The sequence below is a fragment of the Ekhidna sp. genome, assembly GCF_965212185.1.
Taxonomy (GTDB): domain Bacteria; phylum Bacteroidota; class Bacteroidia; order Cytophagales; family Cyclobacteriaceae; genus Ekhidna.
This window is the reverse complement of record NZ_OZ243102.1, coordinates 1518695-1533268: the sequence shown is the minus strand read 5'-3', so window position 1 is coordinate 1533268 and position 14574 is coordinate 1518695. Positions and strand designations below refer to the sequence as shown.

Sequence of the window (14574 nt, the reverse complement as noted above, 5' to 3'; positions counted from 1 at the left end):
ATAGGCAGATTAGAGTTCATTTGGTCGTTGTGGCTGGCCTGCACAGGTTTCAACAGGAACAATGCCTTCTCCCACATATTGTCTCCATTCATTGTCAGACATGTTGCCAAGGGTAATATGAGAACATATCTCTTTGGCCAAGACTCCAACATTTGTCGGATAGATTCTTATGTTTCCATCATTCGCAGCAGTCACGAAATACTGACCATCAGGACTAAAGTCAGCGTCATTTACCCATCCCTGGCTATCTCCACTTGTACCTCCGGAACCTTTATAATCCTGCAGAATGATTGGAAGATCAAATGGATTTTCCAAATCCCACATTCTTACCTGTTTGTTTCTGGAAGTAGCTAACAGCAGTCTGTCATCGGGACTGAATTCGATATCGGTGATCGGAGCTCTGAAACCTGTCAGTGTTGGAGGAATTTGTTTCTCCTCTTCCATATCCCAAACTTTGATACGACCATCATCCGTACCAAAAGCCAACAACTTACCATCATTACTGAATTTAACTGACTTTATTGGACTTACCTTGCTTGAGCTTGATGAAACACCGGTTGAATCTGTCGTTGTTGATTTATTTACCAAAGTGGTAGCACCTGCACCCATATTAGTAAGATCCCAGATATATACATTCCCATCATTCCCTGCTCCAACAAGCATTTTGGCATCCGGAGACAATGTAATTTTGTTTATTCGGACATTCGATTTTACGAGTTCGCTACTACTTCTAAAATCACTTCTCAAAATACGGTTGTCTGCGCCTACTGAAATGAAACCTGAATTATCAGGCAAGAAAATCAAATCATAAACGGTACCACCTAAGTGGCCGTCTATTCGAGTAGGTTGAGTATCCATGTTCTTCACATCAAAAAGCATGATGTTGTTTTGATCCGTTCCCAAGGCCAGGTATTGCTCATTTGGACTAATGTTAACCACTCTCGCTACATCCTCATTTTGGAATATTTGCTCCCAATCACGTGTTTCAACGTTCCATTTGATCACTTCACCATCACCATTAGCCGTATAGAAATAGTCACCATCATTTGAGTAAACCACAGATTTTACTGAGATAACCGTATTCTGCGCATCCACATCAATCGGTTTGTGATACTGATTAAATACTGAATCACCAGTTATCGGATCCCCATATTCTACTTCGTATAAACCCTGAAGGGCATTATACACGCCGGCATAAATATCACCGTTGTAATTTTTTCCTTGGTCTTTATATTGTTGATGGAAAAAATAAGCTTGGAGTGCCACAAGGCCTTTCAATTCAGCCAGAGGACGATCATCCGGCACAATCGTTTTCGCTTTGATCGCCATGGATTGGGCGATAGCCTGGTAACGTAAGCGTTCAGCCCTTTTTTGTTCTTCTAAGGCTTGTGCTTGTGCTTTTTTTGCTGCTTGTTCTTGCTCTTGAGCTATTCTTGCTTGATCCTGTGCTTCTTCCTTTGCTTCATCTGCTTCTAGTTTGGCATCTTCAGCCTCTCTTTGTCTTTGAGTAGCAATATCGGCCTGTCTCTGCGCTTCAAGAGATGCTTTTCGTGCATTTTCAGCCTCTCTATCAGCATTCGCTTTTTCCTTTATTGCTTCTGCTGCGGATTCCTGTGCTTGGTTTTGTAATAATACCGCCTCGTCTCTTAATTTCTCAGCTTCTCTTTGTTGCTCTTCCGCAAAGTTCTTTTGTTTCTCAGCCTCATCCGCTTTAATAAATGAGAAAATCAAGAAACTTAAGGATACCAAAACAGCTATGGCCAATACCACCGCCGTAGTACGCATCCTTTTAACTTGTCGTTTCTGGAGGATCTCTTTGTTTCGCTGCTCGGTCAGGTAGGCTTTCTCTGAAGTCTCCAGAAATACCATGGTCCGCTCAAAGGCCGGATTGTAACGCTGACCCCAAACCAATGTCGGTCGGTTTTCTTCTCTCCAGTTCAAGGCAAGTTGCAAATCTGGCATCTGCCACAGACCGGCTTTACCTTCCTGATAGCGTTCTGCCGCTTCAGAAAGCTTCAGGTACATTTCAGCGGCCTTGGATTCTTCATCCAACCATCGCTTCAATCGTACCCAGATACGCATCAAACTTTCATGGGAAATGTCCACTACCGTCTCAGATTCTAATCTAACTCCGAAAGGAGGCATCAATAAGGATCTGCCTGGTTCTCTGAATCGCTCAACCACTCTTGCGGCCTCTTCTTCATTCACCCCCGCAATAGCTGCGATTGTAGCCAGCTTAGTAGGCCGTCTAATGCCCTGATTTTCAGAGCCACGCTCTGTGAGGGCTTTAAACATCACCTCACAAATCTCTTTTTCACGCTTGCTTAATGAGTCATATGCTTCATTGGCATGCATAGACAATGCCTCGCGAAGAGTACCGATGGAATTATAATGCCTTAAATCGATTGGTTCGCCGATCTTTCGGTTGTCTGTCCAGTATGACCAGGTACGCATCAGGGCGTGCTGAAGAATCGGTAATTGATCAGGGTTGTCTCCTACATCATTTAATAGCTGCTGAGTTAAACGTGGTGCAATTTTACCACCTCCCACTGCCACCGGACCTTCAATCGCCGTACGCTTTTGATCCCGTGTCATCTGCGGAATCAGGTAGTGAGAGTCGTTGATCATTTGTGTCAGATCTGGGAATTGTGCACACTCTCCTATAAAATCCGAGCGCATGGTTAATGCGATATACACAGGCTCATCATACTGATGTATCGCTTCTAGTAAAAGATTTACAAATGCAGAAGACTCATCTAAATCAGAGGTGGCTGACTCTAATTTTCTATATCGGAAAAGTTCTTCAAATTGGTCAACAAGGATGAGAACATTCTGAAAATCATCTGTTTTAAGCTGACGGACAACTTCAACAAGTCCAAGCGAACTACTTCGAAGTACTGTACTAATAATGGTTTTTCTTATCAGCTTATCCTCATCGCCAAGGTTGGAATACTCTTTGTCTTTAATTAGAAGAGATTCAGCCAAATTATCAATTGGACCTCCACCGGGCCTTGTTACTACAATCCGCCAGTTGGAACCAGCCTCAGTCATAAACCCTCCATAGAGAGTCGGAATTAGGCCGCAATACATCAAAGAGGATTTACCACTTCCTGATGCACCAAGTATGGCTACAAATTTATTTTCTGATAGTTTGACAAGTACCTCATCACTTTGTCCTTCTCTTCCAAAGAAGAGGTGACTTTCCTCAATCCCAAATGGTCTTAAACCGGGAAAGGGATTGATTAATTGGGTAATGTCAACAATGTCTTGAACCTCTTCATGGCCCTGAACATCAATTTCTTTATCGCTCATCAGCTTTCTATTTTAGTTAGAAAAGGCTTGAGGTGATCCGGACTAAATGTCCCTCCATTATTCCCCAAAACCATGGCGTTGTTTTTCTTATAGTGCTCCATATCCACATCCTTCTGCCCTCTAAAGTAAACCGCTTTAGCTGTTAAAGGCTTTTCACGGCCAAATCCAGGAGCTTTTAATAAGTCCTGTAATTTCGTCTTGATCCAATCTTCAGAAGACTGACCAAAGTATATGATTGATGCATCGCATCTTCTTAAATTTTCCTGATGAATGTACCTTAAGTCCACTAAATCTCCCTCGTAGCTTGGCGACACTACATTGAAACCTTGATCCTTAAGGTAGGATTGTATGTCATCGATATCACTGATGTCTCGTTTATCCGCGATGAGGTAGATCATCTTAGTTTTCTCTCCAGGTTTTTCCTGATCTAACCCTTTAAGATCACGTCTCACATTAAATCGACCTCCGGTAACCAATTCCTCTCTAATGATGGTTTTCAGCTCTTGAAGCGGGATTTGAAGTACTTCTGCTTCTTCTAATGCAGCAGCATCACTTTTAAGGTCTTCTATGAATATTTTTTGTCGTTCAGTGACGTTTTTTAGATCAGGAGATACCCAGATAAGTCTGCTGAATGGCTTTTTCTCATCTTCTTTCGCTTCCTTATTCTTATCAACCATTTGATAGGTATGGTCTGAGGCTGTTCTATTTTGAATGTCAACCACAGAAAGCTCTGAACCTCTTGGTTTATATCCATAATCCTCCCCAACCAAATGAATAGAAAGTCTGCATCTGTCAAGGTCATCCCTAACCATACGTTCTAAAGCTTTGGCCTCTTTTGGAAGACTGTGATCCGGAAGTATTTTATAACCGTGTCTCATGAGCTCCCGCTTTATGATATCCCGCTGTATTACCATATCCACACCGGTACTTGCAAGATAGACGGTTTTTTCACGTGGTGCAGCTTCATATTCATCACCTTCGCTTCCTACTTCTTTGGCATGTAGGACATGATTGATATCATAGGCCATGTCCACCAGCTTCATCCAATAACTACGTTCCGCATCAGATCCAAAAAACCTTGTAAACTCCTGAGGATCACCTGTTAACGGATCAACCAGATAAAAATCGTAGGTCAATAAATCTTCAAACTCTGGTAATGCATCATCCGGATCATATGGACGTTTAAGTACTTTGAAAACCCTAGCCACACCATCAGCTGTGAGTTTCTTCTGCTCTTTTAATTTTTTACCATGAGAATTAAGTGCCTGCATGATCACTTTTTCCTTCGCAAGATTGGATGTTGCCACAACAAGTATAACGCTGTATTCATCTAATTCTACAGGAGAAAAATTGGATTCCGTTATAAGCTCTATTTCAGGATTTTCCCTGGTGATCTGATACATCAAAGTGGACAAAAACTTATGAAAGTTTGTAACCCAGCCTTTGACGCCACCCTCGATCATCGCATCGTCTTTTTCAGAGTAGATTAGTGCTATGGTGCGATTAGTGCTCATTGTACGCGATTAGGGGTTTATATGTGAAATAACTTAATTTTTTATACTATGCAAAGTGCTTCATCGAAATCTCATCCAAACAGTGCATCCACAATTTCTGGCTCTTCTTGGTTAACTACGCCATTCATTATATCAATCCAGCAATCTAAAATCTCAATGTGTTTCGACATAAGATTCAATAACTCCTCCTTGCGCATAAGCAGTAAGGTACATTCATTTCTTGCTAAAGCGGTGAAACCGTAAGTATCTGTCTCTGTAAGGTTTTTCTCTCCAAACACCCCACCTTTTTCACGTTCTGCTACCTTGTGATCTCCCTCGTAAATATCAACAGACCCATCTAAAACGATATACATAGGTTCCATTCCACTATCGCCTTCTCTTATAATGGTTGATCCTAATTTTATTCTTACCTCTTCCATTGATTCAGCCATATAGGTGATTAGCTCTCCAGGAATTGGTTTAAACATTTCAATTTTTTTCAATTCAATTACACGTTCTATAAGCATCAGTTTTTGATGATACTCTTCGTCTTCGTGCCTAAAGACCGGTGGCAATATGGCTTTATCTAATTCCTTCTTAGTAACTGGTCTGAGTCTCTTTGTATGCTCGTGATAGCTTTCCTCGCTGATTTTATACATGACAAACGCTGCAGTTTGTAGTAAGAATGGATCAGGATTGAAGAGGTTAGCGATGAGATCTGCTGTGACATGACTACTTAGTTCTCCAAAACGATACATTGCCAAAGATTTCGTGTATCTATTAATTCTATTATAATCTCTGTTAATTATTTGAAGCAGTAAGTCCTCATACGAATCAAAATCTTCTGGTGGATAGTTACTTTGTAGTTTAGCTAAACGTTCCGAAATTTTAAGCTCGTCCATAACAGGAATTAGCTTAGGCTTAAGTTCTTCTTCCACGAAGATGTCCATCATTTCAACCGCAAATGTGATACTCTCGGTCGTTCCATTTTGAATGTTTTCTTTGACAAGCAATACACTTTGAGGATCATAAATCATCCCCAGTAGCATGAATATATTGTCATAGTTTTTGACATCCTCTTCCAGCATTGCCTCTTTAATCAGATGATCCAATGCACCCTCTTCTGGAATCTCCAAAGCAGATTTTATATTCCAGGCGATATCGCCAATTTCGCCTTCAACCGCTATTTTGATTCGGGCGGCTTGAAAATCACGAGCCACAAAACCGATGTAGCTTAAACTTAAAAGAAGCTGTGAAACAATTTTTCTATCCGGGTAGTCAATCTTCTTCCAAAGAAGTTCTGTAGCTCCTCTGCCACCTATACGTCCCAAGACCTGAATAATCCGTATCATGGTTCCATGATACTGGCCTGTTTTATAAAAGGCTGTATCAACTGTATGAAAGGCGGCTTCACCAGCGGCTTTCAATGCTGACATTGCCACATTTCCGTAGGTTGACAAATGAAGGTTCTCAACTAATATCGGCCATAGCTCAGGCCGTTTCACTTTACCTGCAGAAATCATCGCCGCTGACCGTACATTGGGATTAATGTCTCTAAGTAGCTCTACAATAAAAGCAATGTGTCTGTCTTCTGATGCATTAGCTAACAAGCGCGCACCTCTTTCACGATCTCTCCACTCAGTGGAACGAACCAGTTCCTTAATTGAAACGTCCGTTAATTTAAACTCAGAAGCCTCTTTTAGTTTTCTGAAAGATTCTTTGGCCACCGTAAGTACATCTTCATTCCCCTCCGTATTCAAATCCTTTTCAATGATCTCAACCGCCTCCCAACAAAGCCTATCTCCTAATTTTTGATATGCAAAGCTTCGTAGAACGGGTGATCTGTGATTAAGAAGATCAAGCAATACAAACTCAAATTCAATTGGCTCCAGCTTTTCCAATAACTTCAAAGCATTTAATACTCTTTCCACATCTTTTGAAGCTGCTTCTTCTTTCAGGATGAATAAAGTATTGTTTTTATTGCGCTTACCCTCACCTTGAAGTCCGGCCTTTTGTTTTTCAAGAGTCTTTTTCAGCGTCTTCTTGTATTCTTCGAATAGTTTTCCTGCCATATATATCACTCCTGCAGCAAGCGCTAGAATGAAATATGAATAGTGAATAAGTTTGAAAAATACTAGAAGGCCCAAGGCCATTTGTGCAGCTCCAGCCAGGAATGTTGCAATTTCATTAACCACCCCCTCAATTCTTGTTTGAATGTCAAATCTGATTTTAATATCCAGTGGAAGGAAGAATAGCTTGAATGCCGGACTCTCTAGTGCATCTTTAAGTGCCGCAGTAAAAAGTTTACCAACTGATATCAAAACGAAGAACATGATGTATTCTGCACTCTTTACTTCATAGCCGAAAATGTGCCCAACGATAATTGCTCCTACGGTAAAAAGGATCAGGATCAACGGCATGGTCAGTAATGCCACTTTTAAGCCAAATTTTCCAATGATGATATCATTGATAAAACTTTGAATTAAAAATGATACTACGATTACTGTTCCTGAGAAAAAGGACAAGAAATTGGCAAGATCCTTTTCATCCGGGTACATTGTTTCTGTTGCACTGAGGAAGGTGTAATCCATGAATACAGCCGATCCCATAGAGAAAATTAGAAATATCGAGAGCAACCTCAAGTATCGATCTTTCATCAAGCTTAAAAAGTTCACCTTCTCAACCTGTTCACCAGCCAATACTTTCGTCGCTTTGTTCAAATTGTAGTTGATGGCTAACAGCAACGTAAATACAAATACTCCAAAAGCAGCAATTCCAGATACAAACAATAAGTCATAGGTTGCATTAATAATATATGTTGTCAATACTGGAATACTAAAGAAAGCAATCATGGTCGCCATGAGTTGTCCGGTATCAATTCCTCCAATAATTCTTTTACTGGCCCGTAGATCAAATACACGCCCAAAAACTCCCCAAAATCCTAAAAGAGTGATGGAGGTCACTGGGCCGATCATCACGAAAAGAATAAATGGCAACAGTTGAAATTGACCGGAGATTGTTTCATCATAACCGATGAATTCAAAGGCAGCACGAATTCCGCCGATAAATAAGAGAATAATAAAAGTTGCAGAAATTACTAATGTGGAGAAATTGATTTTACGCTGGAGATAAACAAATAAAGCGGTAGCTACTATACCAGCAGCTCCTGCAGCAAAAAATGCATTATCTAACCACTCATCCCCTAAAACACTCAGAAACAGAGTCTCAGCACCAATCTGGTAAGTAGCCAGGAGAATACCCATGAAAAAGCCCTTTCCGAGCAGAAGCAACATTTGCTTCTCTTCTCCTTGTTCTCCTCCGAGGAATCTTAAGAATGCTTTTACCACAACTAGATGAAAATTTTACAGGCCTATGTGTAAGTTAGATATTTACCTGTAATTGTAGGAAAAATTCAATGAAAGAGCACTTTTAACCCTCCTTAAACTTGGATAAGTTATATTATTTCTTCTTTTTATTACTTTCTCTGCTAGTACTCTTACCTTTTCGCTTTAAATCGCTGTTATATCCAAATAAATAAGCAATTCCGACAGTGCCAATATTGTGGTAATACTCCATATTTTCACGATAGAAATCTAAATCCCCACTTGATCCCCTAATTAAATTTGTATCCTCCCCACTATTGGTAGCCATGCTACTATGAACCCATGTATATCTGAAATCAACCATAAGTCTTCCTCCGGTCGCTAAATCAAAATACATACCTCCACCTAACGTCAGACCAAATTGGAGGCGGTTAGGTTTTTTAACGAAAGCTGTACTAAAATCATCTGGAGAAGACTTATCTGAATTAAATGTGATCTTATATTCAACCGGCAAAGGATTGCCATCTTCATCAGCAACCGGTGGGAATTCGTCGAATGCTGCTAAATCGTGAACACCTTTACCTCCTACCCAATAACTTAATCGAGGACCTCCATTGACAAAGTAATGAAATGGAACTCTTCCAAGAGTTACCCTTAACATAATAGGAGCTGATATAAAATGGTTAGTCATCTCTGAAAAAGCTAAATCACCATCTGTGGGTTTATCTCTGAGGGTTTTTTCTATTTTTTCATAGATCAACTCCCCATAAACGGAATACATATCTGTTGCAGAATAGCTAAATGCGAAACCAGCCTGCCAGTTTATATCACTATCTACATTAAAAGAATCCGTCTTATAAGTTGATTCTTGATACACATGATCGATGTAGCTAATGCCTATTTTAGGCCCAAACCAATACTGGCCTGAGACGCTGTATACTACAATAAGTAGGACAAGTGAGATTAAATACTTCATTTAGTCAATGCACATTATTCATGTAATTATACGAAATCAATTGGAGTCCTATTATGCAATGGTTTGTTTTCTTTTAATTAATAGATGGAACTAAGCATTATTCGGATGTAAATGTTAGGATTAACCCCTGATATTTGTTACGGGTGATGTTAAATACAATAATTTCTCTAATTTAGGGTTTGGATCAAAGTAATTTCCTCTTCTTGAAAAGAACAATAAGCTACAAGATGGTCTGTGCGAAAAAAATTTTCCAATTTTTCCTAATAGGTATTCTTGTCTTTTCTTCCTACAGAATAAGCGCACAACAACCTCAGGTTTACAATCAATTCTTCATGAATCCTTATATGTACAATCCCGCATATGCGGGTGTTGAAGGACACGCTGCTTTTTTTGTCATGTACAGGGATCAATGGACAAACGTTGAGGGTGCACCTCAAATTTCTCATGCGAGCTTTCATGTTCCTTTAGAGGGAGGGATAGGTTTAGGTGGAGCTGCGTTTAATATTTCTCAAGGACTTTTAACAACATCAGCTGCAAAGGCCTCTGCCTCCTACCTTTTAAATATCGATAGAACACATTTCCTAAGATTTGGAATGTCATTAGGGGCTGGAATTAATTCTGTAAATATTACAGAGTTTGATTCGCCAGGAGATCCTGCATTCAATAATTTTTTGGACCAATCCAGTTTTTTTATTGGAGATGTTGGTGTGGCATACCACTTCGGACACTTTAATGTTGGTGTTGCTTTACCAAATTTGTTTAGTTATAATCCCATTACTCAAAAAGAAGTAGCGGATATTAAATTTTCTCCCACCGATAATGTTTTATTTAAAATGAACTATCGGGGACATGTTAGTGACGACTTTGCCTTTGAGCCTCATATTATATATAGGTATAGTAATGTGATCCCTCATCAATTTGAAGCTATCATGATTGCTCACCTTTACCACATAGTATGGGTTGGAACATCCTACCGCCAGGATGCGGGCATCATTGGACTTGCGGGGGCAAAAATTAAAGAGAAGTTCGCAGTTGGATTTGCTTATGAATTGGGTAACTCTAACATCTCTTCTCAATTAGGACCGACTCTGGAAATAAATATTGGTTATCACTTAGGAACTAAGAAGGATCATGCGGAGCATGTTTCCTCATTCATTAAGAGTCACAGACTTTCCGCTGAAGAAAGAGCTAGAAAAGCTGAACTGGAGAGACAAAAGCAATTGGCTGCTTTGCAAGAAAGTAGAGCCTCTGAGACTCAGCAAAATGACGAGGATGCGCTAAGCATTGCTACTCCTACTGTACTTGATGATCCGGAACCTGAAGCTGACATTCCAACAGAACAAGTAGATGATTGGGATCATCAAGAAGAACATGAAGAGATCACACGAGTCAATCAGTTCGGAGAAGAGGAAAGAGGCATCAGATTAGAAAAACCAACTGAAGATGGCGAGAAAAATGTAGTCATAAGTTGGGTTCCTGCTGCTGAAGCTTCGAATCTTGTTGTTGCAGATGATGGTCATCTCGAACGAACGCTTCCGGACGGTTCTAAAGAAGTTGGCATTAAATACGAAAAAATCAATGATGATGGTACCGTTGAAAATGTAATAAAATGGGATAAAGCTATAACAGAATCTCAGGCATCAACCATTGTCGAGAACCCTGAATTGACTGAAGAACACCATGAGGAAGTGGCTAAAGGAGATCCCGAGCTTACTCAGGATTTCCGAACCCATGAGGAGTTAAGTGAATCGAATGAACCAGTTGTAACTAAACGAGGAAATCATTTATTGGAATTACCCGCTGGAAATTATGTCATTGGAGGAGCCTTTAATGAATTTGAAAATGCTCAAGGATATAGTGATCGATTATTTCAAATGGGATTTCATGACACCTTGGTTGGCTTCAACAGTGGAAGAGGATACTATTATGTAGTAGTCTATAAGTCAGGTAACTTAAGACAAACGAGAAACAAGCGAGATGAATTTAAGAATATCCCAGAGCTCTCTAAAGCGTGGGTACTTCAAGTGACTGAATGATGAGGAATTTATTGAACATATTATTGGTTTGCCCGCTGATTCTACTCGCTCAGCAAAAACCTTTTATCAACAACATTACTCCTACCACAATAGAAGCTGGTGAAAAAATATCGATATCTGGAACAAATCTGACAAATGTAAATCTGGTCTCTTTTGGAGGAGTTTCTGTATCAGGTGCAAGTATTAATGTAATCTCTGACAATCTCGTTGAAGCAACCGTGCCAGCCGGAGCAACTCACGGTTCAGTTATCGTTCGAACATCTAATAACTTGGTAGCTGAATCTAGCAAACAATTTTTTGTGAGCTTTTCCAGTACACTCACTAGCTCATGGAAGGCAGAATTTTTGGAGAGCATTTCTCCTAATTCAGATGTTTATGATATCTGTTTATGCGATTTGAATGGCGATGGTCTGAATGATGTTATTTTAACGCATAACATTCAAGACAATCAAGATAACGATCCTCAAACAACCATTTTTCAAAACAATAGTACGGTTACTGCTGAAGCCTTCAATGATATTGGAATATCTAATATTTCTGATACGGAAGGTTTTATAAGCACAACCTGCGCCGATATTGATGGTGACGGAAAACCCGATGCGATTTTTACTTCAAATACCAATAGTAGCAATCAAATTTTTATATATCAAAACGTTAGCTCAGGAACCGTTTCACTAAACACCAATACGTTAAGCTTATCATTACCCACAGATCAAAATAATGAAATTAGAGTTACTCGTAGAGTGAAGGCATCTGATATAGATGGAGATGGAAAACTTGACTTGATTGTTGGGAATGAAAAAGACAATACGCTACATGTGTTCCCCAATACAAGTTCTCCAGGAAGTTTTTCTTTTGGTTCTGCAGTCGAAATTACTGTTGGAAATGCAACAACTACTGGCGCTATTGATGTTGGCGATCTTGATGGTGATGGTAAACCCGATATTGTAGTAATTCCTGCACTGCAGTCCAACGAGGAAATTTACGTGTTACGAAATGAAAGTATTCCAGGAAGCATTTCAATGAACCTACAGGAAGGTATATCAACGTTAGATCGTAGAAGAAACATTGTTATCGCAGATTTTAATAATGATGGATTAAATGACCTGGCAGCCACTGCAGATTTAACAGCTTCAAGTGTTGGCGATGAAAGTATTGAAATTTATGAAAATACAACTACCGGATCCAGTATAACTTTTTCAACTGCAAGTCCTGTTACTATACCTAGCAATCTCCCATGGGGATTGCAAGTTGGCGATTTAAATGGTGATGGATTGGTTGATATTGCCGTTGCTACCATTGGTGGCTCTGGAACCAACGGTTCAATCTATTTAATAGAAAATAGTTCTAATGGCACTATAAGTTTTAATGCTGCAACAGCGTTATCTGTAAATATCGATGCACGTAACATAGCCATTGGAGATTTGAGTGGTGACTCGAAACCTGATATTGCATATTCTCATAATATAACAACTGGAGCTCAAGGCGATATGGGAATCAGAATTAACCAAACATGTATTGAGCCTGATATAAGCCCTGAGTCATTCTCATTTTGTACGAATGAGAATTTTACGCTAACTGCCACGAATGTAACAAATGGCACATATTCTTGGAGTTTGGGTGGAGGCACTACAGGTACACTTGTTTCTCAGTCTGGAAATCAAGCAACATTCAATATTACTTCAGCTTCAAACGCAACTATAAATCTTCAGATAACTGGCCAAGCAGGATGCGCCTCCCCTCCTACAACCGTATATACAGCTACATATGAGCCAGGGTCTGTGACATCAACGCCCACAATTACAGTTAATGATTCAAATGGTGGATCTATATGTGCTGGAGAAACGGTAACTCTAACAACTGGTGCATTTGATTCATATCTATGGACACTACCTGATGGCTCCACTGTCGTCACTCCAACTGTCACAATAAGTTCAGCCAGCTCTGATGATGCAGGAGAATATCAATTGATGGTTCGAAATGATGGCGCCTGCTCAAGCGTGGCTGTTACACAAAACATAAGCGTAAGTGAGCCCCCAATACTTGAAATAACAAACAGCAACCTTGATAACTTTTGTTCAAATACCAGTGTAACCCTTCAAGTACCTGATTACTCGAGTGATTTCAATTATCAATGGTATCGAGACGGGTCTTCATTAGCTGGTGAAACCGGAACTACTTATGTTGCAAGCCTATCAGGTAATTATCGGGTGGATGTAATTGACAATTCTGATGGTTGTATTTCTGAAACAGCAACTTACACAGTTACGGCAGTTTCTGCACCAACATCAGTAGCTGATGGTCCATCAGAAATTTGTACCAATTCAACTGCTTCATTTACTTCATCTTCTGCTGGACAAGGATCATTTACTCTAGAATATGAATGGACTGTCGAAGATGCTTCTGATAATGTCATTCATACAGCAAACACAACAGATTTAGATTTCACATTTACCACAGCTGGAACTTACGAGGTTATACTCAACACAACATATGATAATACGGAGGTATTCAATGGTGATAATTGTGAAGGTTCTACCTCACTTAATATTACTGTTTCAGATCCACCATCAATTACATTAGATCAAACTGATTTAACTGCAAAGTGTCAGGCAGATATCGTTGAGTTGGGATTATCCAGCCCTGCGGCAAGTAGTATTGCAAGCTATAGTTGGATCATAAGAGATGCCTCTAACAACAGTGTGATCAGAAGTGGCACAAGTGATACTTTACAAGTTGGAACTCCTGTTGGCGTTGATACCGTCTGGGCTGTAGTTGATATCACAACTACAATTGGCTGCCAGGTGAAAGACAGTATTAGAATTAGGAATTTTCAATCAAATTTAGATATAAGCTCTTCAGATTTTACTAGTGTCGTTGAGTTTGATTCTGCTCTTTTAGAAGATGCGACATCAATTAATTTAACAGCTGATAACGCTGCGTCCAATATTTCTTGGTCACCAGCAGAAAACTTCAGTGACCCATCTGGAACTAATACAATTTTCTTTCCACAAAATCCGGTTACCACAGTGACTCTTAATGCTACGGATAATGATGGGTGTAACGTTTCTACTGAAGTACGAATTGTTCTTGACAATATTAGACCTAAAAGAACCTTCTCTCCCAACGGAGATAATATTAATGATTGTTGGGAAATATTGAATATTGGAGACCTTGGTAACAGTAACGGCTGTAAAGTATTCGTATTCGATTCAAGAGGTAGAAATATCACAGTTAAAGACAATTTCGAAATCGGAGATAATTGCGTTTGGGACGGTAATTTCAACAACTCACCTGTACCAGAAGGTGTATATTATTTCGTTTTAAAGTGCGATGCTTCTGAATTTACCAAATCTGGTAGTATATTGTTAGCTCGCTAGCCAACCTAATCAAGAAGTTTTACCTATAAAAATCAGGGATTGATCTAATATTCA

Annotated in this window: 6 protein-coding genes; 2 read left to right on the top strand and 4 right to left on the bottom strand. The window is 39.7% G+C overall.

Translation table 11 applies throughout. The features are described 5' to 3' along the window. Positions 1 to 9 precede the first annotated feature (9 nt). From ACOMC3_RS06795 to ACOMC3_RS06780, 4 genes are all read right to left on the bottom strand, one after another. Positions 10 to 3312, bottom strand: coding sequence for a High-affnity carbon uptake protein Hat/HatR (locus ACOMC3_RS06795; RefSeq protein WP_420318782.1), 3303 nt, complete (start codon positions 3310 to 3312; stop codon positions 10 to 12). Continuing rightward, positions 3312 to 4826 carry a DUF4062 domain-containing protein gene (locus ACOMC3_RS06790; protein WP_420318781.1) on the bottom strand — a complete coding sequence of 505 codons (1515 nt, stop codon included), beginning with the start codon at positions 4824 to 4826 and terminating at the stop codon, positions 3312 to 3314. Before ACOMC3_RS06790 ends, ACOMC3_RS06795 begins: the two co-directional genes overlap by 1 nt. Positions 4827 to 4897: 71 nt before the next feature. Then, a complete protein-coding gene (locus ACOMC3_RS06785; RefSeq protein WP_420318780.1) occupies positions 4898 to 8152 on the bottom strand; it encodes a HEAT repeat domain-containing protein in 3255 nt (1084 codons plus the stop codon). Between the two features lie 112 nt (positions 8153 to 8264). Continuing rightward, positions 8265 to 9104 (bottom strand): hypothetical protein, encoded by an 840-nt coding sequence (locus ACOMC3_RS06780; protein ID WP_420318779.1) that lies wholly within the window; start codon positions 9102 to 9104, stop codon positions 8265 to 8267. 203 nt (positions 9105 to 9307) lie between these two features. Between ACOMC3_RS06780 and ACOMC3_RS06775 the strand changes: the two genes are divergently transcribed. Continuing rightward, positions 9308 to 11140 (top strand): type IX secretion system membrane protein PorP/SprF, encoded by a 1833-nt coding sequence (locus tag ACOMC3_RS06775; RefSeq protein WP_420318778.1) that lies wholly within the window; start codon positions 9308 to 9310, stop codon positions 11138 to 11140. After that, a complete protein-coding gene (locus ACOMC3_RS06770) occupies positions 11140 to 14520 on the top strand; it encodes an FG-GAP-like repeat-containing protein (protein ID WP_420318777.1) in 3381 nt (1126 codons plus the stop codon). The genes ACOMC3_RS06775 and ACOMC3_RS06770 overlap by 1 nt, the downstream gene beginning before the upstream one ends. The last annotated feature ends 54 nt before the right edge of the window (positions 14521 to 14574 follow it).

Coding starts and splice junctions, on each gene's coding strand:
- ACOMC3_RS06770 (WP_420318777.1), top strand. CDS start 11,140: ATGAGGAATTTATTGAACATATTATTGGTTTGCCCGCTGATTCTACTC.
- ACOMC3_RS06780 (WP_420318779.1), bottom strand. CDS start 9,104: ATGAAGTATTTAATCTCACTTGTCCTACTTATTGTAGTATACAGCGTC.
- ACOMC3_RS06790 (WP_420318781.1), bottom strand. CDS start 4,826: ATGAGCACTAATCGCACCATAGCACTAATCTACTCTGAAAAAGACGAT.
- ACOMC3_RS06795 (WP_420318782.1), bottom strand. CDS start 3,312: ATGAGCGATAAAGAAATTGATGTTCAGGGCCATGAAGAGGTTCAAGAC.